At 61.2% G+C, this 24,170-nt stretch carries 18 protein-coding genes; 10 read left to right on the top strand and 8 right to left on the bottom strand.

Translation table 11 applies throughout. From position 1 onward, the window contains the following. Position 1: 1 nt before the first annotated feature. The 3 genes from ACR80S_RS13175 to ACR80S_RS13185 are packed head-to-tail and all read left to right on the top strand — an operon-like array spanning position 2 to position 3,732. Positions 2-1,000, top strand: coding sequence for an iron ABC transporter substrate-binding protein (locus tag ACR80S_RS13175; RefSeq protein ID WP_435401912.1), 999 nt, complete (start codon positions 2-4; stop codon positions 998-1,000). A gap of 54 nt (positions 1,001-1,054) precedes the next feature. Next, a complete protein-coding gene (locus ACR80S_RS13180) occupies positions 1,055-2,662 on the top strand; it encodes an ABC transporter permease (RefSeq protein ID WP_435401913.1) in 1,608 nt (535 codons plus the stop codon). Further along, the gene (locus tag ACR80S_RS13185; RefSeq protein WP_435403436.1) at positions 2,662-3,732 is read left to right on the top strand and encodes an ABC transporter ATP-binding protein; all 1,071 of its coding nucleotides are present in this window, start codon (positions 2,662-2,664) and stop codon (positions 3,730-3,732) included. The genes ACR80S_RS13180 and ACR80S_RS13185 overlap by 1 nt, the downstream gene beginning before the upstream one ends. A gap of 66 nt (positions 3,733-3,798) precedes the next feature. On the opposite strand, the gene polA is transcribed toward ACR80S_RS13185, so the two are convergent. Next, complete coding sequence (polA, locus tag ACR80S_RS13190; protein WP_435403437.1) at positions 3,799-6,564, bottom strand: DNA polymerase I; 2,766 nt, start codon at positions 6,562-6,564, stop codon at positions 3,799-3,801. A gap of 156 nt (positions 6,565-6,720) precedes the next feature. On the opposite strand from polA, the gene ACR80S_RS13195 reads away from it, so the two are divergent. The 3 genes from ACR80S_RS13195 (at position 6,721) to speA (ending at position 9,962) form a co-directional block, all read left to right on the top strand. Further along, complete coding sequence (locus ACR80S_RS13195; RefSeq protein WP_290907041.1) at positions 6,721-7,008, top strand: DUF2782 domain-containing protein; 288 nt, start codon at positions 6,721-6,723, stop codon at positions 7,006-7,008. Positions 7,009-7,083: 75 nt separating this feature from the next. Further along, positions 7,084-8,043: a homoserine kinase gene (locus ACR80S_RS13200; protein WP_435401916.1), complete on the top strand. Its 960-nt coding sequence runs from the start codon at positions 7,084-7,086 to the stop codon at positions 8,041-8,043. Further along, positions 8,040-9,962: a biosynthetic arginine decarboxylase gene (gene speA, locus ACR80S_RS13205; RefSeq protein WP_435403438.1), complete on the top strand. Its 1,923-nt coding sequence runs from the start codon at positions 8,040-8,042 to the stop codon at positions 9,960-9,962. The genes ACR80S_RS13200 and speA overlap by 4 nt, the downstream gene beginning before the upstream one ends. Positions 9,963-10,049: 87 nt before the next feature. Here the strand turns inward: speA and ACR80S_RS13210 are convergent, their stop codons facing one another. Together ACR80S_RS13210 and ACR80S_RS13215 are read right to left on the bottom strand one after the other, a co-directional pair. After that, the gene (locus tag ACR80S_RS13210) at positions 10,050-10,715 is read right to left on the bottom strand and encodes a fumarylacetoacetate hydrolase family protein (protein ID WP_435401918.1); all 666 of its coding nucleotides are present in this window, start codon (positions 10,713-10,715) and stop codon (positions 10,050-10,052) included. Between the two features lie 555 nt (positions 10,716-11,270). Next, a complete protein-coding gene (locus ACR80S_RS13215; RefSeq protein ID WP_435403439.1) occupies positions 11,271-12,221 on the bottom strand; it encodes a GlxA family transcriptional regulator in 951 nt (316 codons plus the stop codon). 110 nt (positions 12,222-12,331) lie between these two features. Here ACR80S_RS13215 and ACR80S_RS13220 point away from each other — a divergent pair, with 110 nt between their 5' ends. After that, positions 12,332-13,210: an MBL fold metallo-hydrolase gene (locus tag ACR80S_RS13220; RefSeq protein WP_435403440.1), complete on the top strand. Its 879-nt coding sequence runs from the start codon at positions 12,332-12,334 to the stop codon at positions 13,208-13,210. Between the two features lie 114 nt (positions 13,211-13,324). Here ACR80S_RS13220 and ACR80S_RS13225 read toward each other — a convergent pair whose 3' ends face one another. The 5 genes from ACR80S_RS13225 to ACR80S_RS13245 form a co-directional block, all read right to left on the bottom strand. Then, a complete protein-coding gene (locus ACR80S_RS13225; RefSeq protein WP_435403441.1) occupies positions 13,325-14,266 on the bottom strand; it encodes a tyrosine-type recombinase/integrase in 942 nt (313 codons plus the stop codon). Next, positions 14,263-16,044 (bottom strand): MobH family relaxase, encoded by a 1,782-nt coding sequence (gene mobH, locus ACR80S_RS13230; protein WP_435403442.1) that lies wholly within the window; start codon positions 16,042-16,044, stop codon positions 14,263-14,265. The genes ACR80S_RS13225 and mobH overlap by 4 nt, the downstream gene beginning before the upstream one ends. A gap of 431 nt (positions 16,045-16,475) precedes the next feature. Beyond that, positions 16,476-18,155, bottom strand: a complete 1,680-nt coding sequence (locus ACR80S_RS13235) for a BCCT family transporter (RefSeq protein ID WP_435403443.1) — start codon at positions 18,153-18,155, stop codon at positions 16,476-16,478. Positions 18,156-18,282: 127 nt separating this feature from the next. Continuing rightward, complete coding sequence (locus tag ACR80S_RS13240) at positions 18,283-20,391, bottom strand: acetate--CoA ligase family protein (RefSeq protein ID WP_435403444.1); 2,109 nt, start codon at positions 20,389-20,391, stop codon at positions 18,283-18,285. A 59-nt stretch (positions 20,392-20,450) separates the two neighbouring features. Continuing rightward, the gene (locus tag ACR80S_RS13245; protein WP_435403445.1) at positions 20,451-21,617 is read right to left on the bottom strand and encodes an acyl-CoA dehydrogenase family protein; all 1,167 of its coding nucleotides are present in this window, start codon (positions 21,615-21,617) and stop codon (positions 20,451-20,453) included. 371 nt (positions 21,618-21,988) lie between these two features. On the opposite strand from ACR80S_RS13245, the gene ACR80S_RS13250 reads away from it, so the two are divergent. The 3 genes from ACR80S_RS13250 to caiE are packed head-to-tail and all read left to right on the top strand — an operon-like array spanning position 21,989 to position 24,165. Beyond that, positions 21,989-22,738: an enoyl-CoA hydratase-related protein gene (locus tag ACR80S_RS13250; RefSeq protein WP_435403446.1), complete on the top strand. Its 750-nt coding sequence runs from the start codon at positions 21,989-21,991 to the stop codon at positions 22,736-22,738. A 17-nt stretch (positions 22,739-22,755) separates the two neighbouring features. Continuing rightward, positions 22,756-23,538: an SDR family oxidoreductase gene (locus ACR80S_RS13255; protein ID WP_435403447.1), complete on the top strand. Its 783-nt coding sequence runs from the start codon at positions 22,756-22,758 to the stop codon at positions 23,536-23,538. Between the two features lie 30 nt (positions 23,539-23,568). After that, the gene (gene caiE / locus ACR80S_RS13260; protein ID WP_435403448.1) at positions 23,569-24,165 is read left to right on the top strand and encodes a carnitine operon protein CaiE; all 597 of its coding nucleotides are present in this window, start codon (positions 23,569-23,571) and stop codon (positions 24,163-24,165) included. Positions 24,166-24,170 lie beyond the last annotated feature (5 nt).

The raw sequence follows: 24,170 nt of genomic DNA on the forward strand, positions 1-24,170 counted from the left end.
CATGCAGAAGTCACTGTTCGCCTCCGCCACCGTCGTGGCAGCCCTGTTGGCCTCCCCCCTCGCCTCCGCCGCCGACCTGACACTCTACTCCGGCCGGGGCGAATCCATGGTTCAGCCGATCATCGAGCAGTTCGAGAAGAACACCGGCCTGGAGGTTGCCGTGCGCTACGGCGACACCGCCCAACTGGCGGTGCTGGTGCAGGAAGAGGGCAGCCGCTCTCCTGCCGACCTCTTCTGGGGCCAGGATGCCGGCGCCATGGGCGAACTGAGCAAGGCCGGCCTGCTGGCTGAGTTGCCTGCCGACATCTACGAGGGGCTACCCACCATCTATACCAGCGAGAGCGGCAACTGGGTGGCCGCCAGCGGTCGCGCCCGGGTCTTCGCCTACTCGCCGGAGCGCGTCAGCGAAGCCGAGCACCCCGAGAGCATCTTCGACCTCATCGACGACCGCTACGAGGGTCGCGTCGGCTGGGCACCCACCAACGGCTCCTTCCAGTCCTTCGTGACCGCCATGCGCATCGAGCACGGCGACGAGCGCACCCTGGCGTGGCTCGAGGGCATGAAGGACAACGGCGCCGTCATCTTCAGCAACAACAGCACACAGGTGCAGGGCGTGGCCGACGGCGAGATCGACTTCGGCCTGGTCAACAACTACTACCTGCCTCGCTTCCTGGCCTCCGACGCCGACTTCCCGGTGGAGCAGGGCTTCTTCGCCGATGGCGACATCGGCAACCTGGTGAATGTGGCCGGCATCGGGGTGCTTGCGAGCAGCGACAGCCAGGACGCCGCCGTGGAGTTCGTGCGCTTCCTGCTGTCGCCGGCCGCCCAGCAGTACTTCACCACCAATGTCTACGAGTACCCGGTCACCCGCGACGTGATCCAGAATCCCGTGCTCGAGGACTTCGATCGCCTGCTCGAGGTCTCCCCGCAGATCGACCTGGACGACCTGGACGATCTCGAGGGCACCCTGAACCTGCTACGCGACGCCGGGCTGCTGTAACCCCGGCCTGCGACCTGCCGTCCGTTGGCGGCAGGTCTTCACCGACGAGGCACCATGAAGCCGATGCGCCATCCCGCCACGCCGCACCACACTCCGAGCCTGCCGCGACTGCGGGCCCGCGGCGTGCCGCTGCATATCCTGCTCCCCTCGCTGGTCGCAGCAGGCGTGATGCTGGTGCCCCTGGTCTACCTGGGGCTGCGCGCCTTCGAGGCCGACAGCGCCACCCTCGTCGAACTAGTGTTCCGTCTCCGCAACCTGCAGCTGCTGCTCAACACCCTGGCCCTGGCCGCCGGGGTGGTGACGCTGACTACCCTGATGGCCTTCCCGCTGGCCTGGCTGGTCACCCGAACCGACATCCGATTCAAGAAGGCCCTGACCCTGCTCGGGGTAATTCCCCTGGCGGTGCCGGGCTATGTGATGGCCTATGCGCTGATCGGTCTGGGCGGCAACTATGGAGTGCTCGCCCAGCTGACCGGCCTGCAGCTGCCGCGTCTGCAGGGCTACTGGGGCGCCACCCTGGCGCTGTCGCTCTACACCTTCCCCTACCTGTTCCTGAACCTGCGCGCCGCCCTGGCCGGCCTCGACGGCAACCTGGAGGAGAGCGCGCGCAGCCTGGGTTACACCCAGGGCGAGATATTCCGCCAGGTGACCCTTCCCCACCTGATGCCGGCGCTGATGGCAGGCTGGCTGGTGATCACGCTGTATGTGCTGGGCGACTTCGGCGCCGTGGCGCTGATGCGCTATGAGGCCTTCAGCTACGCCATCTACACCCAGTACTCCGGTGCCTTCGACCGCGTTTACGCCGCCTGGCTGGCGCTGATGCTGCTGGCACTCGCCACCTGCTTCGTGATGCTCGACAGCCTGGTGGTGAAGCGCAAGCTGGCGCGCATCGGCACCGGGGTGGCGCGACCGATGACACTCATGCCGCTGGGACGTGCCCGCTTCCTCGCCTGGCCCTACCTGGTGGCGCTGTTCACCGCCTCCATCGGCCTGCCAGTGATGATCCTGGCCTACTGGCTACTGCTGGCGCCGCCGGATGTCTCCTTCTTCGCCCGGGTGCCCGGCACCCTGCTGCGCTCCGCCGGCGCGGCCCTTCCAGCGGCGCTGCTGGCTGCGGCCTTCGCCCTGCCTATCGCCTTCCTGACGGTGCGCTACCGCTCGCCCTTCGCCACCCTGATCGAGCGCTCCGCCTATATCGGCTACGCCTTGCCGCCGCTGGCCCTGGCGTTGGCCATGGTGTTCTTCTCGCTGCGCACTGCGCCCTTCCTCTACCAGACCCTGGCGATGCTGATCATCACCTGGGCCATGGCCTCGCTGGCGCTGGCGCTGGGTCCGATCCGCAGCGCTCTGTTGCAGACCCGCCCGAGCATGGAGGAGGCCGCCCACTCGTTGGGCCACGGCCCCATCAGCACCTTCATCAACGTGATCTTCCCGCGCCTGCGCCGCGGCATCCTGGCCGGCGTGGTGCTGGTCTTCGTGCTGTGCATGAAGGAGCTGCCGATCACCTTTCTGCTGGCGCCCACCGGCTACACCACCCTGGCCGTGACCGTCTTCACACGAACCTCGGAAGGCATGCTGGCCGAGGCGGCACCCTTCGCCGCCGCCATCGTGGTGTTCTCCAGCCTGTCCGTGGGTCTGCTGCTCACCAAGGAGGGCAAATGATGTCCAACCTCAACCTCAAGGCCGCCCCCCAAGGGGCGCCGACCCGGCTGCCGGAGCCTCTGCTGTCGGTGGGTGGGCTGCACAAGCGCTACCGCCGCCAGGACCCGCTGGCCGTGGAGGATGTGAGCTTCTCCCTGGACAACGGCGAGATCCTCGCCCTGCTCGGCCCCAGCGGCTGCGGCAAGACCACCACCCTGCGCATGATTGCCGGCTTCGAACGCCCGGACTGCGGCGAGATCCTGCTGCGCGGCGAGGACGTGACTCGCCTGCCGCCCCAGCAGCGGCGCATCGGCATCGTCTTCCAGGACTACGCCCTCTTCCCTCACATGAGCCTGGGCGAGAACGTCGCCTTCGCCATGCGCCACGTGCCCAAGGCCAAGCGGACGGCCCGCGCCCGCGAGTGGCTCGACCTGGTGGGGCTGGCCGACCTTTCTGCGCGCATGCCCGACCAGCTCTCCGGTGGCCAGCAGCAGCGCGTGGCCCTGGCCAGGACCCTGGCCGCCGAGCCCGAGCTGGTGCTGCTCGACGAGCCCTTCTCCAACCTCGACGCCGCCCTGCGAGAATCGACCCGCAAGGAGGTGCGCCGGATCTTCAAGGCCGCCGGCACCTCGGTGATCCTGGTCACCCACGACCAGGCCGAGGCGCTCTCCTTCGCCGACCAGGTGGGGGTGATGCACTACGGCCAGCTGATCCAGATGGACCGCCCGGAGCGGATCTACCAGGCGCCGGCTACCTCCTTCGTGGCGGAGTTCCTGGGCCACACCAACCTGCTGGAGGGCGAAGCCGACGGCGAGATCGCCTGCACCGCCCTCGGCCCGGTGGCCATCGACAGCCACCGCCGCGGCCCGGTGCGCCTATCGCTGCGCCCGGAATACCTGGCGCTCTCCGCCGCCCCCGAGGGCCAGGGCGCCACCATCGTCGAGCGTGAGTTCCGCGGCCACGACTGCTTCTACCTGCTCGAGCAGCACGGCCAGCAGTTCTGCGCCATCACCCCCAGCCATACCCTGTGGCGGGTGGGCGAGCAGGTCAGCCTCGAGCCCCAGCGCACCGCCACGGTGCTGCGGGACTAGCGCAGAAACGAGAACGTCACCGCTGCCGCGGTGGCATTTCTCTTTCCCCTTCATCCACTGGGGAGCCTAGTGGGCCTCGTCCCAATTGGCCCCACTCTCAGCATCGACGATCAGCGGCACGCTGAGCTCGGCGGCGGCCTGCATGCGCGCCTTCACCTGCTCGATGAAGTCCTCCACCTGCCCCTCGACCACCTCGAAGACCAGTTCGTCGTGGACCTGCATCACCATCCAGGCATCGATCTCACAGGCCTCGCCCTGCAGCCAGGCGTCCACATCGATCATCGCCCACTTGATGATGTCCGCCGCGGTGCCCTGCATGGGGGCGTTGATCGCCGTGCGCTCGGCCCCCTGGCGACGGGCATGGTTCTGGGAGCGGATCTCCGGCAGGTAGAGGCGCCGGCCGAACACCGTCTCGACATAGCCGTCTTCCGCCGCCTGTGAACGGATGCGCTCCATGTAGCGGGCGACCCCGGGGTAGCGGTCGAAGTAGCGCTCGATCCAGGTCTGGGCCTGGTTGCGCTCGATATGCAGCTGGCGACCGAGGCCCCAGGCGCTCATGCCGTAGATCAGTCCAAAGTTGATCGCCTTGGCGCTGCGCCGCTGGTCACCCGAGACCTTCTCCAGCGGCACCCCGAACACCTCCGCCGCGGTGGCGGCGTGGATGTCGCGGCCCTCGGCGAAGGCCGCGAGCAGCCCCTTGTCCTCGGAGAGATGCGCCATGATGCGCAGCTCGATCTGGGAGTAGTCGGCGGCGACGATGCGATAGCCCGGCCGGGCGATAAAGGCCTGGCGGATCCTGCGCCCCTCCTCGGTGCGGATCGGAATGTTCTGCAGGTTGGGGTCCGACGAGGAGAGCCGCCCGGTGGCGGTGACCGCCTGGTGATAGCTGGTGTGCAGCCGCCCGGTGGCCCTGTTGACCAGCCGCGGCAGTTTGTCGGTGTAGGTGGACTTGAGCTTGGCCAGGCCTCGATGCTCCATGATCACCTTGGGCAGCGGGTAGTCCAGCGCCAGTTCCTCGAGCACGGCCTCGGCGGTGGAGGGCGCCCCCTTGGGGGTCTTCTTGAGCACCGGGATCTTCTGTTCTTCGAAGAGGATCTGGCCGAGCTGCTTGGGCGAGCCCAGGTTGAATTCGCGCCCGGCCAGCTCATGGGCGCGGGCCTCCAGCTCGCGGATGCGCACCTCGAGCTCGCGGCCCTGGACGTGGAGCCGCTCCGGGTCCAGTGCCACCCCGGTGCGCTCCATGCGCGACAGCACTGGCACCAGCGGCAGCTCGATCGCCTCCAGCACCTCGGCGAGGCGACCCGTGGCCGCCAGGCGCGGACGCAGCTCGCCATGCAGGCGCAGGGTGATGTCGACATCCTCGCAGGCGTAGGGGGCGGCCTGCTCCAGACTGATCTGGTTGAAGGTGAGCTGCTTGGCCCCCTTGCCGGCGATCTCCTCGAAGGAGACGGTCTTCTCGCCCAGGTACTTGAGCGCCAGGGAGTCCATGTCGTGGCGGGTCGCCGTTGAGTCGAGCACATAGGACTCCAGCATGGTGTCCTCCAGGGGCCCCGCCACGGTGATGCCATAGTTCGCCAGCACCGAGATATCGTACTTGAGGTTCTGGCCGATCTTGATCTTGCCGACATCCTCCAGCAGCGGCTTGAGCCTGGCCAGCACAGCGTCACGGTCGAGCTGGGCGGGGGCGTCCAGGTAGTCATGGGCCAGCGGGATATAGGCCGCCTCCCCCGCCTCCAGCGCCAGCCCCACGCCGACGATCTGCGCCTCCATGTAGGCCAGGCTGGTGGTCTCCAGATCGAAACAGAAGGCCTCGACCGCCTCGAGCCGGGTCAGCCAGGCCTCCAGCTCGGCCTGCTCGAGGAGCACGTGATCCTGCCGGGGGGCGCTGGGACGGGTCTCTTCGGCGTCGGTCGGCGTCGGCGTGCCACCGCCCACGTCATCGACGCCAGCGTCACTGCCCTCCAGCAGCTCGGAGAGCCAGGCCTTGAACTCGTACTCGCGGTAGAGCGCGAGGAGCCTCTCGCGGTCCGGGTGGGCGATGTCCAGGTCGTCGAGGCCAACCGGCAGCTCGCAGTCGGTCTTGATGGTGGCCAGCTGGTAGGAGAGGAAGGCCTGGTCGCGGTGTTCCTCGAGCTTCTTCGGCAGGGTCTTCGCGCCGCGGAAATCCAGGGTCTTGACCCGCTCCAGGTCGGCGTAGATGGTCTCGAGGCCGCCGCCAACGCCCTGCAGCAGGCCCAAGGCAGTCTTCTCGCCCACGCCGGGGACCCCGGGAATGTTGTCGACCTTGTCGCCCATCAGCGCCAGGAGGTCGATGATCAGCTCTGGCGGCAGGCCGAACTTCTCCTTCACCCCGGCGACGTCCAGGATCTCGTCCTTCATGGTGTTGACGAGGGTGATGTGCTGGTTCACCAGCTGAGCCATGTCCTTGTCCCCCGTGGAGATCACCGCATCGCGGCCGGCATCGGTGGCTCGGTGGGCCAGGGTGCCGATGACATCGTCGGCCTCCACCCCCTCGATGCACAGCAGCGGTAACCCCAGCGCCCGCACACAGGCGTGCAGCGGCGCCACTTGGGAGCGCAGGTCATCGGGCATCGGCGGGCGGTGGGCCTTGTAGGCCTCGAACAGCTCGTCGCGGAAGGTCTTGCCCGGCGCATCAAAGACCACCGCCATGGGGCTGTCCGGATAGTCCTTGATCAGCCGCTTGAGCATGTTGAGCACGCCCTTGATGGCGCCGGTGGGCTGGCCATTGGAGGTGGTCAGCGGCGGCAGGGCGTGGAAGGCGCGGTAGAGATAGGAAGAACCGTCGACGAGTACGATGGGGGTAGCGGCCATGCAAGGCATCCATTGAGACTGAGCGGGAAGTGATCCTGGTCACCCATGATACGCATTGCCCGACCGTTTTGCCGCGGGCGGTGGGCCGCGGGCCAGCAACGTCATACACTGAAGGCATCGCCACTTTATCTGCCGCGCTGCGGCCAGGAGGCCACCATGATCGTGACACGCACCCTTATCGCCCTGCTGCTGGGGCTCGCGCTGGTTGCCACCGGACCCGCCCTGGCCCAGTCCTCCGCGGACCTCGAGCCGGACATCACTATCCGCCAGGAGGAGGATCGCACCATCCGCGAGTACCGCATCAACGGCGAGCTCTACGCCATCGAGATCCGGCCTTCCCGCGGCCCCTCCTACTACCTGGTAGACCATGACGGCGATGGCAACTTCGAACGCCAGGACGGCGACCGACTCGCCGTGCCGCAGTGGATCCTGAGAACTTTCTGACGAGGGACCGCGGTGCGTGCATCACTCTGCCAAGTCGCTACAATAGGCGGCTTGGCATTCCCGTGTGAGAGAGACATGGCCGTATTCACACCGCTATCCGAGACCCAGGTCGCGGACTTCCTGGCACGCTTCGATGCCGGCTCGCTGGTCTCCCTGGAAGGCGTGCCCGCGGGCACCGAGAACAGCACCTTCTTCGTCACCACCGACCGGCGCCAGCTGGTGCTGACCCTGTTCGAGCAGGGCGAGTTCGGCGAGCTGCCGTTCTTCGTCGACCTGCTCGACTACCTGGACGAGCACCGTCTGCCGGTGCCGGGACCCCTGCACGACCGCGAGGGCGTGGCACTGCATCGCCTGGCCGGCAAGCCCGCGCTGCTCTTCCCGCGCCTCCCCGGCAGGCATCCCAAGGCGCCCAATCTGACCCAGTGTGCGGCCCTGGGGGATGCCCTGGGCCACATGCACAAGGTGTCGCAGCACTTCCCCGGCCACCGCCCCAACCCGCGGGATCTCCACTGGCTGCTGCCCATGCACCACAAGGTGCTGGTCTACCTCTCGCCACAGGACCAGACCCTGATGAAGGACGAAGTGGAGATCTACCAGGACGCCTTCGGCAACGGCCCGGAACTGCCACAGGGCACCCTGCACGGCGACCTGTTTCGAGACAACACCCTCTACGAGGGTGACCGGCTGCGCGGCATCATCGACTTCTACAATGGCTGCACCGGCGACCTGCTTTTCGACCTGGCCATCGTCATCAACGATTGGGCCACTGATGCAGACGGCCGTCTGGATGCCGAGCGCCACGACGCCCTGCTCACCGCCTACCAGGCACGACGCCCGCTCACCGCGACCGAGCGCGAGGCGTGGCCGATGATGCTGCGCATGACCGCGCTGCGCTATTGGCTGTCGCGGCTGCTGGTGGTCTATGTGGATCCGCCGGCCCACGATCTCACTCCCCACGACCCCGAACGGTTTCGCACCATCCTCCAGGCTCGCCTTGAGCAGGGTGCCCTGCCCCTCCCCGAGGTGAATGCATGAGTCTCTCAATGGCCAGTGCCGGCAGCCCGGCAAAGCGCGCGCGGCGCGTCTGGAATATCGACCAGTGGGGCAGCGGCTACTATGACGTGGACGACTCCGGTCACGCCCTGGTACGCCCGCTGGGCAGCGAGATCGAGGGCCCTGCCCTGCCGCTGTCTGGCCTGGTCGCACAGCTCAAGACCGCCGGCCTTCGCCTGCCGGTGCTGGTGCGCTTCATCGACATCCTCCACGACCGCGTCGAGCAGCTCTGCGCCGCCTTTGACACTGCAATGGTCGAGGAGGAGTTCAGCGGCGGCTATACCGCCGTGTACCCGATCAAGGTCAACCAACAGCGCCGGGTGGTGGAGGAGATCCTCGCCACGCCAGAGCGCGGCCGCGACCGGGTGGGCCTCGAGGCCGGCAGCAAGCCGGAGCTGCTCGCCGTGCTGGCGCTCTCCGGCGACGGCCCCTCGTTGATCGTTTGCAACGGCTACAAGGACCGCGAGTACGTGCGCCTGGCGCTGATGGGCGAGAAGCTTGGCCACCGGGTCTACCTGGTGGTGGAGAAGCTCTCGGAGCTGCCGCTGATCCTCGAGGAGGCCGCCGAGCTCGGCGTCAAGCCGCGCATCGGCCTGCGCGCGCGCCTGGCCACCGTAGGCCGTGGCCGTTGGCAGAACACCGGCGGTGAGAAGTCCAAGTTCGGCCTCACCGCCAGCCAGATCCTGGCCGTGGTGGATCAGCTCCGCGAGGCCGACGCCCTGGAAAGCCTGCAGCTGGTGCACTTTCACCTCGGCTCGCAGATCGCCAATATCCGCGACATCCAGCGCGGCCTGCGCGAGTGTGCGCGCTTTTACCAGAGCCTGGTGGAGCTGGGCGCCCCGGTGGACACCGTGGACGTGGGCGGTGGCCTGGGGGTCGACTACGAGGGCACCCGCTCGCGCAGTTTCTGCTCGGCCAACTACTCGATGCTCGAGTATGCCCGCAACGTGGTCTACGCCTTCCGCCTGGCCTGCCAGGAGCACGACCTGCCCGAGCCACACTTGATCAGCGAGTCGGGCCGGGCGTTGACCGCCCACCACGCGGTGCTGATCGCCAACGTGATCGGCGAGGAGCGGATCAGCGAAACCGCTCCGGAGCGCCGCATCGATGACGACCCCCAGGTCAAGGAGCTGTGGCGTGTCCACGACCTGCTCCACGAACAGGTGGAGCCGCGGGGCCTGGTCGAGGCGTGGCATGACCTGGTGCAGGCCATGGGCGAGCTCCATGAGCGCTTCGTGATCGGCATGACCGACATCAACGCCCGGGCCGAGGGTGAGGGGGTCTATTTCGCCGCCTGCGCGAGGCTGCGCGCCCGTCTCGACACCCGCAATCGCGCTCATCGCGAGATCGCCGATGAGCTTGCCGAAAAACTCGCCGACAAGCTCTTCGTCAACTTCTCGCTGTTCCAGTCGGTGCCCGACGTCTGGGGCATCCAGCAGATCTTCCCGGTGCTGCCGCTGACCGGCCTCGACCAGGAGCCGGTGCGCCGCGGGGTTATTCAGGACATTACCTGCGACAGCGATGGACGCATCGACGGCTATGTGGATGGCCAGGGAGTGGAGACCACCCTGCCCCTGCCCGAGTGGCAGGAGGGCGACGAGCAGTTGTTGGGCTTCTTCCTGGTGGGCGCCTACCAGGAGATTCTCGGCGACCTGCACAACCTGTTCGGCGACACCGACTCGGTGGACGCCACCCTGGCCGAGGATGGCGGCTGGACCTTCAGTCATATCCAGCAGGGTGATCGCGTTGCCGACGTGCTCAGCTACGTCAACTTCGATGCCGAGGTGCTGCGCAACAACCTGGCCGAGCAGCTCGCCGCCAGTGGCCTGGACGAGGCCGAGCAGCAGCGTTTCCTCAACGACCTCTCCGAGGGGCTGGCCGGGTACACCTACCTGGAGTAGCCGTCCACCGCCCCCTGAACGCGACGATGCCCCGCAGCATGGCTGCGGGGCGTCGTCGTCTAGCGGGCTACCGGGAACGCATCGGACTCACTCGACCACGTGAGTAGTAAACTCCAGGCCGCCGGTCAGGGTGAAGTGCAACTCGGCGCCGCGCGACAGCGGGCCGACCCCAGCCGGGGTGCCGGTGAGGACCACGTCACCCGGCTGCAGGGTGAAGTGGCGACTCATCTCTGCCACCAGGGTAGCGACCGGGAACAGCATGTCGGCGCCCTCGCCGCGCTGGCGCAACTCACCATCGATCTCGAGGGTAAAGGCCAGGGCGCTCCAGTTGGGCACCTGGGAGAGCGGCAGAAAGGCAGAGAGCGGACAGGCCCCATCGAACGCCTTGGCGGTTTCCCAGGGATGCCCCTTCTCCTTGAGGCGGGTCTGGAGGTCGCGCAGGGTCAGGTCCAACCCCAGGCCGATGCCGACGATGGCACGCTCGGCCTCGTCCGCGGTGACGTGGGAGAGTTCCTCGCCGACCAGCAACGCCAGCTCGGTCTCGTAGTGCACCTCGCCCCGGGAGAAGGGCGCATCGATGGTCTCTTCCAGCGGGACTGCAGAGGTCGCCGGCTTGATGAACAGCAGCGGTTCGCTGGGCACCGGATTGTCGAGCTCTCTGGCATGGTCGGCATAGTTGCGGCCGACGCAGACGATCTTGCCGAGCGGGTGGGGAAATTCCTGGCCATCGGTAAAGCGTGGAACAAAGCGCATGGCGGGTCTTCTCCTTCTCATTATGCGTGCCGCATCTCGGCGACCAGCCTCACAGTCTACCGCACCATGCGCCGCATACCACCTTCCGCAGGGGGGCAGGCTGCCTCAAGCCGCCGGTGACCCGGGCAGCAGCCCCAGTGGACACCATCAGCTACCTGGCTCAGCGAACGATCCTACCCTCCGGATCGACTGCCTCCCCCCGGCGGCACGCACAAAAAAACCGCCTCAAGGGACGGTTGCAGTTCGCTGGCATCACACTGGTTTCGAAGGCGTTGATGGTGCCGGCACCAGGAGTCGAACCCGGGACCTACTGATTACAAGTCACACCACCAAAAAACCGATAAAAATCAGCGCATTACGCCTAGCGCAAGGCTTCGTGAAATGCGTATAGGGACAGCCTGGGAGATCAGGAATTATCACCAGCATCACACGGCATCATCGAGTAGCTATTGAAGAGGACGAGGACCCAGCTGTCAACCTGCATCAGGGTGGTCTAATTCAGACGATCGTATAATGCAGGTGAGTTGACGGGTTGCGCGGCCACCCCTGATGTCTCTACCTGATGCCAAAAGCCCTTCGCCACTCCCTGGGACTCACGCGGAAACGTTGCTGGAAGTGCTGTCTGAGCGAGGTCGCCGTGTTAAAGCCGCTGCACTCTGCCACCTGATCGATCGGCAAGGTCGTAGTTTCCAGCAGCTCACAGCTTCGCCTCAGGCGCTCGTTGATCAACCATTCCCCCACCGTCATGCCAGTGGCGCGGTGAAAGTGGCGGGTGAAGGTGCGGCGACTCATGGTGGTGTGAGCGGCCAGGGCATCCAGGCTGTGCGATTCAGTCAGGTGGGTGCGCAGGTAATCGAGCAGTTGGTTGATCTGGGCGTCTTGGGTGGAGGAGGCCACCGGCTGCTCGATAAATTGCGCCTGGCCGCCCTCCCGGTGGGGCGGCACCACCAGCAGTCGGGCCAGTTGATTGGCGACCCGAGCCCCATGGTACTCGCGCACCAGGAACAGGCAGCAATCCAGCCCGGCGGCGGTACCGGCGGAGGTCACCAGGCGATCGTCCTCCACATAGAGAGCATTGGTGTCCAGCTCGACGGCGGGGAAGCGGTGGCTGAAATCCTCTTCGGCCAGCCAGTGGGTCGACGCCCGCCGACCATCCAGCAGCCCCGCATAGGCCAGGGCATAGGCTCCGTAGCAGAGCCCCACCACATGGATGCCCCTGTCATGGCAGCGGACCAGTGCCTCGAGCAATTCCGGCACAGGCGGCTCTGCCAGGTCATGCCAGCCGGGGACTACGGCGATATCGACCTGCTCCAGCAGCTCCAGACCACCATCGGGAAGCACTGTCATGGCCCGCTCGGCTTCAAGGGGCTGGCCTGCCGGCGCCACGATGCGGAGATCGAACAAGGAGCCCTCGGGAGATGACGTGCTGAACACCATGTAGGGTACCGAGAAATGGAAGGGGCTGAAGTGCGGATAGAGAATCAGCCCCACGCGGGGCAGCGACATAATACCTCTCTTGGCCCAATTCTTTCGATTATTGTCTCCTGGGCCGATTATCTGGCCAAGCCGATTCTCCTACAGTGTGCTCCATCCAACACCATACGCGGAGAACCTCGATGTCATTCAAGACGCTTGTCAGCCCCCTGCTTCTGGCCGCCGCCCTCGCCAGCGGCGCGTCCTACGCCGCACCGGTAGCAGAAGACACAACCCTGCAGGTGCAACATATCCGCAATGCCACGGTGAAGATCACTTATGGTGAGACCACCTTCCTGATCGATCCCATGCTGGCCGAAAAGGGTGCCTATCCCGGCTTCGATGGCACCTATCGCAGTGAGCTACGCAACCCCCTGGTGGAGTTGCCGATGTCAGTGCAGGAGGTGATCGATGGCGTAGACGCGGTCATCGTCACCCACACCCACCTGGATCACTGGGATAATGCAGCCCAGGCCCTGCTGCCCAAGGATATCCCGCTGTTCGCCCAACACGAGTCCGATGCCGAACTGATTCGTTCACAAGGCTTCGAGGACGTGCGGGTCCTGGATGGCACTGCCGAGTTCGGCGGGGTCGATCTACACCGCACTGGCGGCAAGCACGGCTCCGACGCCATCTATGCCGTCCCCGAGCTTGCGGAGGCACTCGGCGAAATAATGGGCGTGGTCTTCGAGGCACCAGACAGCCAGACCACCTATGTGGTGGGTGATACGGTCTGGCGTGACGAGGTCGACCAGGCGCTAGAGCGCTACCTGCCCGAGGTAATCGTGCTGAATGCTGGTGCAGCCGAGTTCACCGGCTTCGAGAACGACCCAATCATCATGGGCAAGGAAGACACCCTGCGCGCCTATCAAGCGGTTCCTCATGCCACCATCATCGCGGTGCATATGGACGCGGTGAATCACATGACCCTGACCCGGGAGGAACTGGGTGAGTACGTGGAAGATAATGACATTGCAGATCGCGTGCTTATCCCTGCCGACGGCGAAGTTGTGTCGTTCTAGCCAGCCATCGGAACAAGAGAAGCTCTCTTCCAACATATCGGTAGGTTTCCACCCAGCCCCTGGAAGCACCAGGGGCTGGGCTAAAGTACAAGACAGGCCTTGACGTCAAGTGCTCTAGACACGCCCCTCGATGGCACTGCGCAGGCTGCCGATATCGACCTCGACGTACTCGAGCGTCGTGCTGATGTTACTGTGGCCGAGGAGCGCCTTGACGATGTGCAGGTTACGGTCCGGCTCCTTCATCAGCTCCGTGCCCAACGTATGGCGGAATCGGTGCGGACTCATCTGGTAGCCGCAAATCTGAGAAAGCTTCTGATAGAAGCTCTCCACCTGCCAGGAGTCCATTCGCTCCATGCGGTGCCGAACGCTGAATCGGTTCACATTGAAGATCTGCTCGCCACGCTGAATCCCCACCATCTTGGCCGAGTTCATCAGATTCTCCAGGTGCGGGTAGAGGGCATTGGAGATGGGAACAAAGTGTTCGCGGTTGTTCTTGGCTCCCTGCCAGGTGGCAGTAAGCACACGACTCTTTAGGTTGATATCCTCTGGCTTCATCAGCAACAGCTGAGTCAGACGAATGCCCGTATGATAGAACGTCTCGAACACGATCTCCCAGAACCAGACAGGATGAAGCATCGAGGGTCTTTTTCGGTAACGCTCCATCTTTTTATTCAGGCTGATGGCTTCACGCGCCATCTCGACCTGCCGTTTGCTCAAGGTCTTCTTGCGCTTCTTGGGAGAGCTGACCTCCATCTTGGCAAAGGGGTTGAATGAGGTATCGATCAACGCATGATCAATCGCATGCTTAAAGAGGATTCGATTGTGCCGGCAGTAGTTGTTCCAACTGGAGTGCGCGAGGTTCCTTCCCTCCTCAGAAAAGCAGAACTCTCTCCACTCCCTGACATCGTCACGGGTCACCTCCGCAGGCAGCTTATCCTGGCCCACGAACCGCCGGAATAGCTTCACCGGCACGCTGTAGGAAATACAGCTCCTCTCAGTCAGCCAGCGCTCAGAAAAATAGGATTGCAACAAGTCATCAAAGGTAAATTTTTTCATTCTTCAGATTTCCCATCAATCAGGTCAATAAAGGGGTTATCAAAAACCTCCTTACCCTCCTCCATCAGGTCATCCTTACCCACAAGATACCCAGAAAGGGTGCTCGCCTTCTTGTTAGGACCGACCACCTTTACCTTGTGAAAACTTCCACCATCCTTGTTTTTCTTGTGCAGCTTCAGCTTCTGGAATGAATCCTGAACCTCTTTCCAGATTTTCTCTTCTCCGCTCACCTCCTGACAGTAGTGCTTGAATACCTTGGGACTGACCACCAGCAGCATGCCATCCACGGCATGCACCAGGGCCTTGGAGTCGTTCATCAATACCTTGTGAGTTTTCAACCCGCCTCGCAGCCAGGCGAGAAAGTCTTCCCCGGATGACGACTGTCCAGGCGATGCCTGGCCCGTAAGTTTCTCGGCACCCTCATCAGGATTACGACTTGGCTGCTTCTCCAAACCTGGCACTGCTTTTTCATCGCCGCCTGTGGCGATATCAAGAATGGAGGCTTCCAGATCATCCTGGATTTCCTCGGTTGGACTCAGTTCAGTCAGCTCGCTTGAAGTTTCTGGGGTCGCAGGCTTGTCACCTTGCTCCTGATCTTTACGCTGATGCCTAGCTGGCTGACTACCTTCACCACTCTCACCAACGTTAAGGGCCTCGACACTCCCCGAGAAAATCTCAGGCTCCTCATCACCGCTCCAAACGAGCGACTTATGAACCTTGAGCATGGAAAGATCGGTTCGCCACTCCCCCATCTCGACCCTGCACTTCCAAACCGATCGACCCTCGGGGTTCTCAATGATCAGGCCATGGGACTGCATTTCGTCATAGAGGCGCGACTCGTTGGATGGCACGCCCTCGATACCATGGGAAAGGAGGTAGCTCTTGATCTCTCGGGGTACCAGCGGCGTCACCAGCCACAGCGTCTCGGAGGTGACAAACCCCTGAGCGCCTTTTTCATTCAGGCGGATCTTTTCTGTCACGATGTGGCGAATAGCTCCTTTGAGCTTGCTCTGCAGGGATTCCCGGGGTGCCTTATCGATATTGGAAACCTTGCCACCCAGCGACTTGGCCACGCTGGCCCTGTCGGCCTGGCTGACGATTTCCCCGATCACCCCGGAGCGCTCCGAGTGGCAACTGATCGCGTACATCACCAGGCCAAACAGCTCCGGCTGGCTTTTCAACCACTCGAGCCCGGCATTGCCAATCACCTCCTTGCACAAGAGGGGGTTGGCCGCAGCGTGAAGGAAGTAGTCTCGCCCCTTGATATAGCGAACGCGATACTGGTCGGGAATGATGCCCTCCCACAGGCACCACCTGCGGCCGGATTTCAGGTGTATTTCGACGTCGACGATGACCTTGGCGATATCGTGCAGCAGGCAGGCATAGATGACCGCCACGCTCCACAGCTCTCCGGTAGAGGACTGCTTTTCGGGCGACTCCTTCGGGGGGAGTAGGTGCTGTCGTCGGAGCCTGAGGCCAAACACACAGGTCTCGAGGCCGTGATCCAGCATTCCACCCGGGTAGCTATGGTGGTGTGATTCCGAGGCTGGCAGCAGCTGGACACGCTCTGCATATCGTTGCAGAGGCTCTTTGACGTAGGCCTCAAACACCGGTGCAGTCAGCGATGTGCTTTCCTGAATCGCTCTGATCAGCTGCTGTCGATAGGGCGTGGCTAGAAGCTCAGCGCCGGTACGCGGGCTTTCCCAGCCGGCGCCATCCTGGACGTTGTCGCTGTAGGTCGCGCTGCGGCGGCCGCGTAGAATGTTGAGAATCCGCAATGCTCGCTCCTCTGGATGCAGTCCGTGCATCACAACGCTGGGCCCTGACGGGCACCAGCAGAAACGTTAAATGCGATGAGAGGCGTTTTACCCCAGAGCATTCCTTGCTCCGGTGCAATAGCTATGGGATGCGAACCAAGCGGGGATAGCTTTAACTACCAGAAATGGAATTGCACGAAGAAAATAGAAATTCACTCTATGAGATATTTCTTATTCTCTTGATGGCCAAGTCTTACAACTAAAGTATAATAAGGCAAGAGCTGGCTAGCTGTATAAATTATTCAGAATAAGCCTCTCCGCAGAGAGGGAAGTGGCCCATGATAGTCAAACTAATATAACGATTATTGCAAGAGGAAACTAGCCGAGGTTAACCCGGGAGTACAGCAGGGCTAAGCAGCGCCTACCCTGCTGAAATAAAATATTAGTTAAATTTAAACAGGAGAGCCCGAATCAGGCTTATGCCCTTCCGGAAATGAAGTATTAATTGTCTTCTCTTCGTGAATTTTATCATCATATTCACGTACAAGAACCACCTGACCGCGCATCTCACACCGGGATAAAGAATAAAAAGATAGTTCTGCGCCAAAATCTCGATACACCCAGCGCAGCAAAGATGCCGCCATTATTACCAGAACTGGAATCATAGGCAGGGCTACCAATATTGTGGACGTCTGCACTGCACTTAGACCGCCCACTGACAATAAGCCCACACCAACCAGCGCGAGAATTAAAGTCCACATAATTCTATTCCATCGAGCTGGCTCTTGATAGCCAGAGATCTCCCGGGTGCAAATTGAGGCTAACATATATGCTGAAGAATCTACGGTAGTTGCTAGAAAAACAAAGCATAAAAGGGTAAACAACGGCACCACCACCCATGCCAGCGGAAGCGTTTTTAGCACCGCAACTACGGTTGCAGGGATGCCTTGATTATGGAGAACCCCTTGGAGATCTACAACATTGTTTATGTTAAGATCGATCGCATAACCTCCCCAAATAGCAAAAAAAGACCAGCATCCAACACACCCCCAAACCACTCCATTAACAATCAACTCCTTAATAGTTCGACCCCTGGAAATACGAGCCACGAAAAGACCCATCATCGGAGCATAGGCTATCCACCAGGCCCAATAAAAGATGGTCCAACTTTCTGGAAAACCACTCTTAGATATAGGATCCGTCCAAAAGTTTATCCGGAAAAAATTATCCAAAAACAACCCAAAACTGTTTGACCAAAGGTTTAATACAAAAACAGTTGACCCTGAAAAAAGCACAAAAACCAGCATCCCCAAGGCCAAAATACCATTAATATTGGAAAGTGTTTGAATACCTTTATTGAGGCCATTGTATACACTCCAGGCAATCATCACAGTCCAGCCAGCAAGAATGATCATTTGCAACAAAAAAGAGTCACCGACGCCAAACATCTCTTGAAAAAGCGCTGATACAAGAGGAACCGACAGCCCTAGGGAGGTTCCTACACCGCCAACGATCGAAAAAACAACTATTACATCGATGACTTTTCCGACTGGGCCGTCCACCAGCCCACCAAGAACACCCCGACAAGCCTCACTAAGACGTAAAACCTTGCTCTTACGTACATAAAGCACATACCCTATAGGCAAGGCTGGCATCAGGTACAATGCCCAAGGTACGACACCCCAGTGAAACATTGGATACATTGCAGCCCACTCCACGGCGGCATCCGAGTTAGGCTCGATACCCAGCGGCGGGCTGGAAAGAAAGTACAATGGCTCTACGAAAGCCCAGTTTACAATTGATATCCCTATACCCGCACAGAACAGCATAGCTATCCAGGGAAGTTTAGAGAATTCCGGCTTATCATCTGGGCCACCCAACTTCACACGACCAACCGGCCCAAACGCCAGCCACGTCATAAACAAGAAGCTTCCAATACCCGTCAAAAGATAAAGCCAACCAAATGTCCCTGTAAACCAGCTCAACAAATTATTTACCAACACCTCCCCTGCTTCTGGATATAGTGCCAAGGGGATGCTTGCGGCTAGAATCACAGACACCGCAGGCCATAAGATGGCCGGCTCTATCTCCAGTTTCTTGCTTTTATCTTTCCGCTCATTCAATGCATTCATGATAACTCCTATTAACGAACCGGCGGGCTCGCCGTTATTTGTTTTTATCTGACATTAAGCCGCCAGCCTAAAGCGGCTCCAACTAGAATACTCCTCACAAGGTGCGCATCTGCAAAACCCTAAATCTCTAACTAATCCATAAGGGCCCGGACAGCCTTATTAACGCGTCAGCAGCTATTACTCCTTTTCCCTTCGGCCGTACCATTAAGGGATTAACATCTAGCTCAGTGACACTATCCCAATGGTCCAGCGCGAAGTCAGAAACCGCCATCACTGCATCAAGCACAGCTTCAAAATCGCCCTCAGGCCTTCCACGATACCCCTGTAGGAGGGGCGCCCCCCTGAGGGAACATAATGTCTCTTTCACAGCCTCTCGGGTAGTGGGCAACAACAGCGTTGAACTATCGTTCATCATGTTGACCAAAATACCGCCGGTTCCAAGAATGAGCGCCAGGCCGAATTGCTCATCGCGCTTTAGGCCGATGATCAATTCTCCTACGGCATCAGTAACCATCGGCTCAATAAGAAAACGGATATCATCTATTCCCTGCTCAGCCAGCCGAACGGCCATTGCTTCGGCGGCGGCAGCGACACTGCCAGGGTCTTTGAGGTTGAGCGCTACTGCACCGGCCTCTGTCTTATGGATTAGTTGGGCACTAACCCCTTTCATCACAACCGGATAGCCAAGCCGGTCTGCCGTGTTTACTACCTCTGAGCGATCAACGCACCCCCCGCCAGGCAGAGGTAGGCCGTACCGGCCCAACAATTTCTTCGAGGCCCATTCATCCAGCATGCAGCCCTCACCAATTGCCATGGAGCCTTGACGTAACAGCAGCTGTTGCGGGTCGTCCATGGAAGCCACTTGGCGGCGACGTTCGCTGTAGCGGACCAGGCTGGCCAGGGCGGCGATGCCATCCTTGAGTCCCTGGAGTGGAGCGATACCGGCCTTAACCAGACGTAAGCGAGCATTTTCCGGTAGCAACTCGCTGAGGTTGCTGATAACCATGACGGTTTTATGATGTTTTGCGTGAGCAGCGATGAGGGCATTCACCGCGACCTGCCAGGCATGGTCATCACCGCTGCCCTGCCTTGGAAAATCTAAAACCAAAACTGTGGCGTCGAAATCACCGCCCATCATGATATCAAATACTTGGACACAGGCCTCGAGGTCGCCCCAAACCGAGGTATTGTAGTCCAAGGGGTTGGAGAGACTTGCGAAGTCTGGCAAGACTTCAGACAATTGATGTTGCTGCCTATCATTCAGCCGCGGCAATTGTAGCTTGTATTGATCCAGACCGTCCGCCAGCATGGCGCTGTCGCCCCCTGAGCAGGTCAGCACACCGATGCGATCACCCTTGGGTAGCTCGCATAGCGCGGCGATCTTCAGGGTTTCCAGCAACTCTCCGAGGGAATGCACGCGCAGGATGCCGAGGCGGTCAAACATTGCCTGATACAGGTCATCGGCACCGGCCAAAGAGCTCGTGTGACTCAAGGTCAGTTGTGTTCCGATCTCCGAGGTGCCCGCCTTGAGCACGACTAGTGGAACCCCCTTGAGCAGGGCCTTCATCGCCGCCCGGCTGAAACTAGCTATATCCTTCAGGCCCTCGATATAGAAGCCGATAGCGGAGACCCGTTCATCCTCAAGCAACGGCTCGATATAGTCGCCTACTCCGAGTACCGCCTGATTCCCGACACTGATCACGTGAGTTAGCGGGAGCGAGCGGTCGTGCATGGTCAAAGTCAGCGCGACATTGCCGCTCTGGCTTATGATGGCCACGCCCTTATCCGGCTGCTCCCCAAATAGCCGGTCAGGCCACAGGGCTACGCCATTGGTGAAGTTGAGCAAGCCGTAACAGTTCGGCCCCACTAAGGCCATATCGCCCGCCACCTCAACTAACGCTGCCTGTAATTGGGCCCCATTGTCTCCTACCTCAGCGAAGCCGGCAGCGTAGCAGACCACGCCCCCGCAGCCCTTGGCCGCGAGCTCGGCCACAGCCTGCACGGTAAGCCCGGCATTGACCGATACGAAGGCGGCATCGGGGGGGCCAGGCAGATCGGAGACGCTGGGATAGCAGGGCACCCCAGCAATCTGGTCGTACTTTGGGTTGACCACCCAGATTTCGCCGTCAAAGCCGATATCCCGGGTGTTCTGAATTGGTAGCTCTAGGTTGGAGCCGCCGATCAATACGATACTGCGCGGCGACAGCAGGCGCCGCAGGTTGTCTTGTTGGGTCATAGCGAGCCTCGAGAGCCCCAGGTGGAGTAGCAGGAGCGGCGCACCGCCCCCCTTATGGCTTACCAGCCGGTGTAGATGTCCAGGCCGCGCTTCTTGATCTGGCCACCGATCACCACCCGCTGGATCTCGGAGGTGCCCTCCCAGATACGGTCGACACGGGTGTCGCGCCACAGCCGTTCGACAGCTTGCTCGCGCATGTAGCCGCGGCCGCCGAGGATCTGGACCGCCTTGTCGCAGACCCGGCCGACCATCTCGGAGCAGTGCAGCTTCAGGGCCGAGGCGCGGGCGTGGTTGCGCTTGCGGTCGTTGGTCTGGTCGATCTCCCAGCTCAGGCGGTAGAGCATCGACTTAGCGGCCATGATCTCTACCGCCATGTCCGCCAGCATGAACTCGATTGCCTGGAAGTCGCGGATCGAGCGGCCAAACTGGACGCGCTCGGCTGCGAACCGGTTGGCCTCCTCGGCGGCGCGGATGGCACCGCCGACGCAGCGCGCGGCGATGCCCAGGCGAGCCTCCACGAACCAGTCCTTGGTCATCTCGTAGCCCTGGCCAATCTCGCCGAGAATCTTGTCGTCACCTACGATTACGTCGTTGAAAATGTACTCTGGGTGCTTGAAAGCGAAGTGGTGGGTGTAGAGCGGAGTACGCTTGAGCTCTACGCCAGGCAGGTGTTTATCAACGAAGAAAACAGTAGGCTTTTCCACATCACCATCTACATGAGCGTGCACCAAGATATAGTCGGCAATGTCGCCAATGGTCACAAACCACTTCTCGCCGTTAATCTTCCATCCACCCTCAACCTTGTCAGCACGAGTCAAGCACTGGGTAGGATCGGAGCCAGCGTCGGCCTCAGTAATAGCATAGGCATCTCGACGCTTGCCTTGGCAGGTAGGGATCAGGTACTCCTCCTTTTGCGCCGGGGTAGCGAAGCGCATCGGGTAGGAGGGATACCAGAGCGCATCCCAGATAGCACCAGTAGCCTTGCCCAACTGCTCGTTGAGCAGCGTCTGCTCAAAAATAGTAAAGCCTTGACCACCATCCTCCTTGCTGTGGTTAGGAGCGTTGAACTCCCAAGCTAGTACCTGGCGGATAATCTCTTGATGGGTCTCGTGGCTGATGCCATCGTTTTCTTCACACTCGAGCTCATGGGGGAACAGCACCTGCTCGACAAAGTCTTTGGCCTTGCTCTGCAGCGCCAGATGTTCTTTAGAAAGATTGAAATCCATTAGTAAATCTCCCAGCCAATATTGTTCGTTGAGATATTTGAACGAAGGTTGGCGGTTTAGACGCCTTCCAATTTCTCGTAAGGCATGTTCTCGCGCTTAAATAACGCTACGATAGAACGCCGGATGGCTGTTTGACTAAAAACGCCATTTCGGCCTCCCCAAGCGACAACTTTAGCTCAGCATAAAAATGCTCAGGCAGGGGGAGCAGGCGTTGTCGCATCGACACTAAAATACGTCGCTTAAAATCAAGCTACAATCGCTACGCTAACTTAGTGTTCCGGGAGCATCCGAAATCGGAAAAATCACGCTGAGAAAACTAAAACAAGGGCTTTGATATGACTTCTGCTGTGCATAGTGAAAGGCACGGACCAGTGCTACTGATCACTCTGAATCGCCCCAATGCAAACGCCATCGAATGCTCGACCAGCCAAGAGCTTTATGAGGCATTCCTGTCCTTTGAGGAGGACGCTGAGCTAAGGGTAGCGATTCTCACCGGCTCAGGGCAGCGCTTCTTCTCAGCCGGCTGGGACCTCAAGGCAGCAGCAGACGGTGAGGCTATCGATGCCGACCACGGGCCCGGAGGCTTCGCTGGTCTGACCGAATACTTTTCACGGACAAAGCCAGTGATAGCCGCGGTAAACGGCATGGCAGTTGGAGGAGGATTCGAGCTAGCACTAGCCTGCGACTTAATTGTGGCCGCAGAGCATGCAAAATTCTTCCTTCCGGAAGTCCAGATCGGCATCACCCCGGACTCAGGCGGCGTGTTTCGGCTGCCCCGGCGAGTTCCCCATGCCATCGCCATGGAACTGATGCTGACTGGAAGGTCCCTCGTCGCCCCGGAGGCAGAGCAATGGGGGCTAGTCAACCGGGTGGTGGCAGCAGATCGACTACTGGAGGAGGCATGGGAACTGGCCGAACGCATCTGCGCCGGTGCTCCCCTGGCACAGAGGGCGATTAAGGAACTCGTGGGCGGGGGCGAGGCGCTAGATGTCGAAGACGCCTTCCGACTCCAGCGCAGTGGGGCGCTACCCCACTACTCACGGATGCTGAAATCTATGGACGCCCAGGAAGGCGCCAATGCCTTTGCCGAAGGCCGGCCGCCGGTATGGAAAGGGTATTGATCATGGGAGCAGTAACGATGAACAACATCTTTGCAGAGAACCTATTCGCAGGTAAGACCGCACTGGTCACGGGCGGGGGCAGCGGCATCGGCCTAGCGATCGCCCGGGTTCTGGGGGCCCTGGGGGCCCGGGTGGTGATCGCGGCCCGCGATATCGAGCGCCTGTCGGCTGCCTCCGAGTCGCTGGCGGGCGAGGGTATCGACGCGCTGGCGCGCGCGGTGAATATTCGCGATCACCAGAGCATAGAGGCGCTTTTCCAGACCTTCAACGCCGAGGCCCTCGACGTGGACATCCTTGTCAATAACGCCGGTGGCCAGTTTGCCGCACCTGCGCTGGATATCTCCCCCAACGGCTTTCGCTCAGTTGTCGACCTGAACCTGCAGGGTACCTTTCAGATGAGCCAGGCCTTCGCCAAGCACTGCATCGCAAGCCGGAGGCCGGGCTCAATCATCAACATCGTGCTGTGCCAGGAGAGCGGCCTGCCTGGCATGGCACATGCCGCAGCGGCGCGGGCCGGCGTCGTCAACTTGACCAAGACCTTGGCGTGGGAGTGGGCCGATCAAAGCATCCGTGTGAACGCCATCGCGCCGGGTACGATCAAGACCGGTGGCCTCGACCAGTACGACCCGGCCAGTCTGCAAGCGGGTGTCGATAAGCTACTGATCAAGCGCATGGGGGAGCCTGAAGAAGTGGGTCAAACGGTTGCCTTCCTGGCCTCCCCGGCCGCCGGCTTCATCACCGGCATCTGCCTGGCCCAAGATGGGGGGGAGCACCTGACCGGCGCCTCCCCCCAATGCTGACACTGATCCGCAACCTCTGGAAAGATCGCCATGCCCTGTTATGAGTTTGAAGGATTACGCCCAGTGGTACACCCCAGCGCCTACGTGCACCCTACGGCAGTGCTGATCGGCGACGTGATCATCGGCCCCGGCGTCTACATCGCGCCTCTGGCATCACTGCGCGGCGACTTCGGCCGCCTGATCCTGAGAAAGGGGGCCAACCTTCAGGATTGCTGCGTGATGCACGGCTACTGCGATATGGATACGGTAGTGGAGGAGGATGGCCATATCGGCCACGGCGCTATCCTACACGGTTGTGTGATCGGCAAGAATGCACTGGTTGGGATGAATGCGGTGGTAATGGATAGCGCAGTGATTGGCGAGGACAGCATCGTCGCCGCCAACAGCTTCGTGAAGGTCGGCTTCGAAGGGCAGCCCCGGCAACTTCTGGTAGGCTCGCCGGCGATGGTGCTGCGCGAAGTCAATGACCGGGACCTGCGCTGGAAGTCCCTCAATACTCAGGAGTATCAAGCCTTAGCGCGCCGCTCCGCTGCGTCAATTAAAGAAGTCGAACCCCTAGCCGAAATGGAGCCACACCGCCCACGATTGAAGGGTGTAACCGAGGTAGGCGTGTCGGCGAGTAGCTAGCAAGG

The organism is Halomonas salsilacus (assembly GCF_051216275.1).
Lineage (GTDB): Bacteria > Pseudomonadota > Gammaproteobacteria > Pseudomonadales > Halomonadaceae > Halomonas.

Bases quoted from the DNA above. Each gene is read 5' to 3' on its own strand.
- polA (WP_435403437.1), bottom strand. From the start codon at position 6,564: ATGGCCGCTACCCCCATCGTACTCGTCGACGGTTCTTCCTATCTCTAC.
- ACR80S_RS13185 (WP_435403436.1), top strand. From the start codon at position 2,662: ATGTCCAACCTCAACCTCAAGGCCGCCCCCCAAGGGGCGCCGACCCGG.
- ACR80S_RS13255 (WP_435403447.1), top strand. From the start codon at position 22,756: ATGAACAACATCTTTGCAGAGAACCTATTCGCAGGTAAGACCGCACTG.
- ACR80S_RS13235 (WP_435403443.1), bottom strand. From the start codon at position 18,155: ATGAATGCATTGAATGAGCGGAAAGATAAAAGCAAGAAACTGGAGATA.
- ACR80S_RS13200 (WP_435401916.1), top strand. From the start codon at position 7,084: ATGGCCGTATTCACACCGCTATCCGAGACCCAGGTCGCGGACTTCCTG.
- ACR80S_RS13175 (WP_435401912.1), top strand. From the start codon at position 2: ATGCAGAAGTCACTGTTCGCCTCCGCCACCGTCGTGGCAGCCCTGTTG.
- caiE (WP_435403448.1), top strand. From the start codon at position 23,569: ATGCCCTGTTATGAGTTTGAAGGATTACGCCCAGTGGTACACCCCAGC.
- ACR80S_RS13225 (WP_435403441.1), bottom strand. From the start codon at position 14,266: ATGAAAAAATTTACCTTTGATGACTTGTTGCAATCCTATTTTTCTGAG.
- ACR80S_RS13210 (WP_435401918.1), bottom strand. From the start codon at position 10,715: ATGCGCTTTGTTCCACGCTTTACCGATGGCCAGGAATTTCCCCACCCG.
- ACR80S_RS13220 (WP_435403440.1), top strand. From the start codon at position 12,332: ATGTCATTCAAGACGCTTGTCAGCCCCCTGCTTCTGGCCGCCGCCCTC.
- speA (WP_435403438.1), top strand. From the start codon at position 8,040: ATGAGTCTCTCAATGGCCAGTGCCGGCAGCCCGGCAAAGCGCGCGCGG.
- ACR80S_RS13240 (WP_435403444.1), bottom strand. From the start codon at position 20,391: ATGACCCAACAAGACAACCTGCGGCGCCTGCTGTCGCCGCGCAGTATC.
- ACR80S_RS13215 (WP_435403439.1), bottom strand. From the start codon at position 12,221: ATGTCGCTGCCCCGCGTGGGGCTGATTCTCTATCCGCACTTCAGCCCC.
- ACR80S_RS13180 (WP_435401913.1), top strand. From the start codon at position 1,055: ATGAAGCCGATGCGCCATCCCGCCACGCCGCACCACACTCCGAGCCTG.
- ACR80S_RS13195 (WP_290907041.1), top strand. From the start codon at position 6,721: ATGATCGTGACACGCACCCTTATCGCCCTGCTGCTGGGGCTCGCGCTG.
- ACR80S_RS13245 (WP_435403445.1), bottom strand. From the start codon at position 21,617: ATGGATTTCAATCTTTCTAAAGAACATCTGGCGCTGCAGAGCAAGGCC.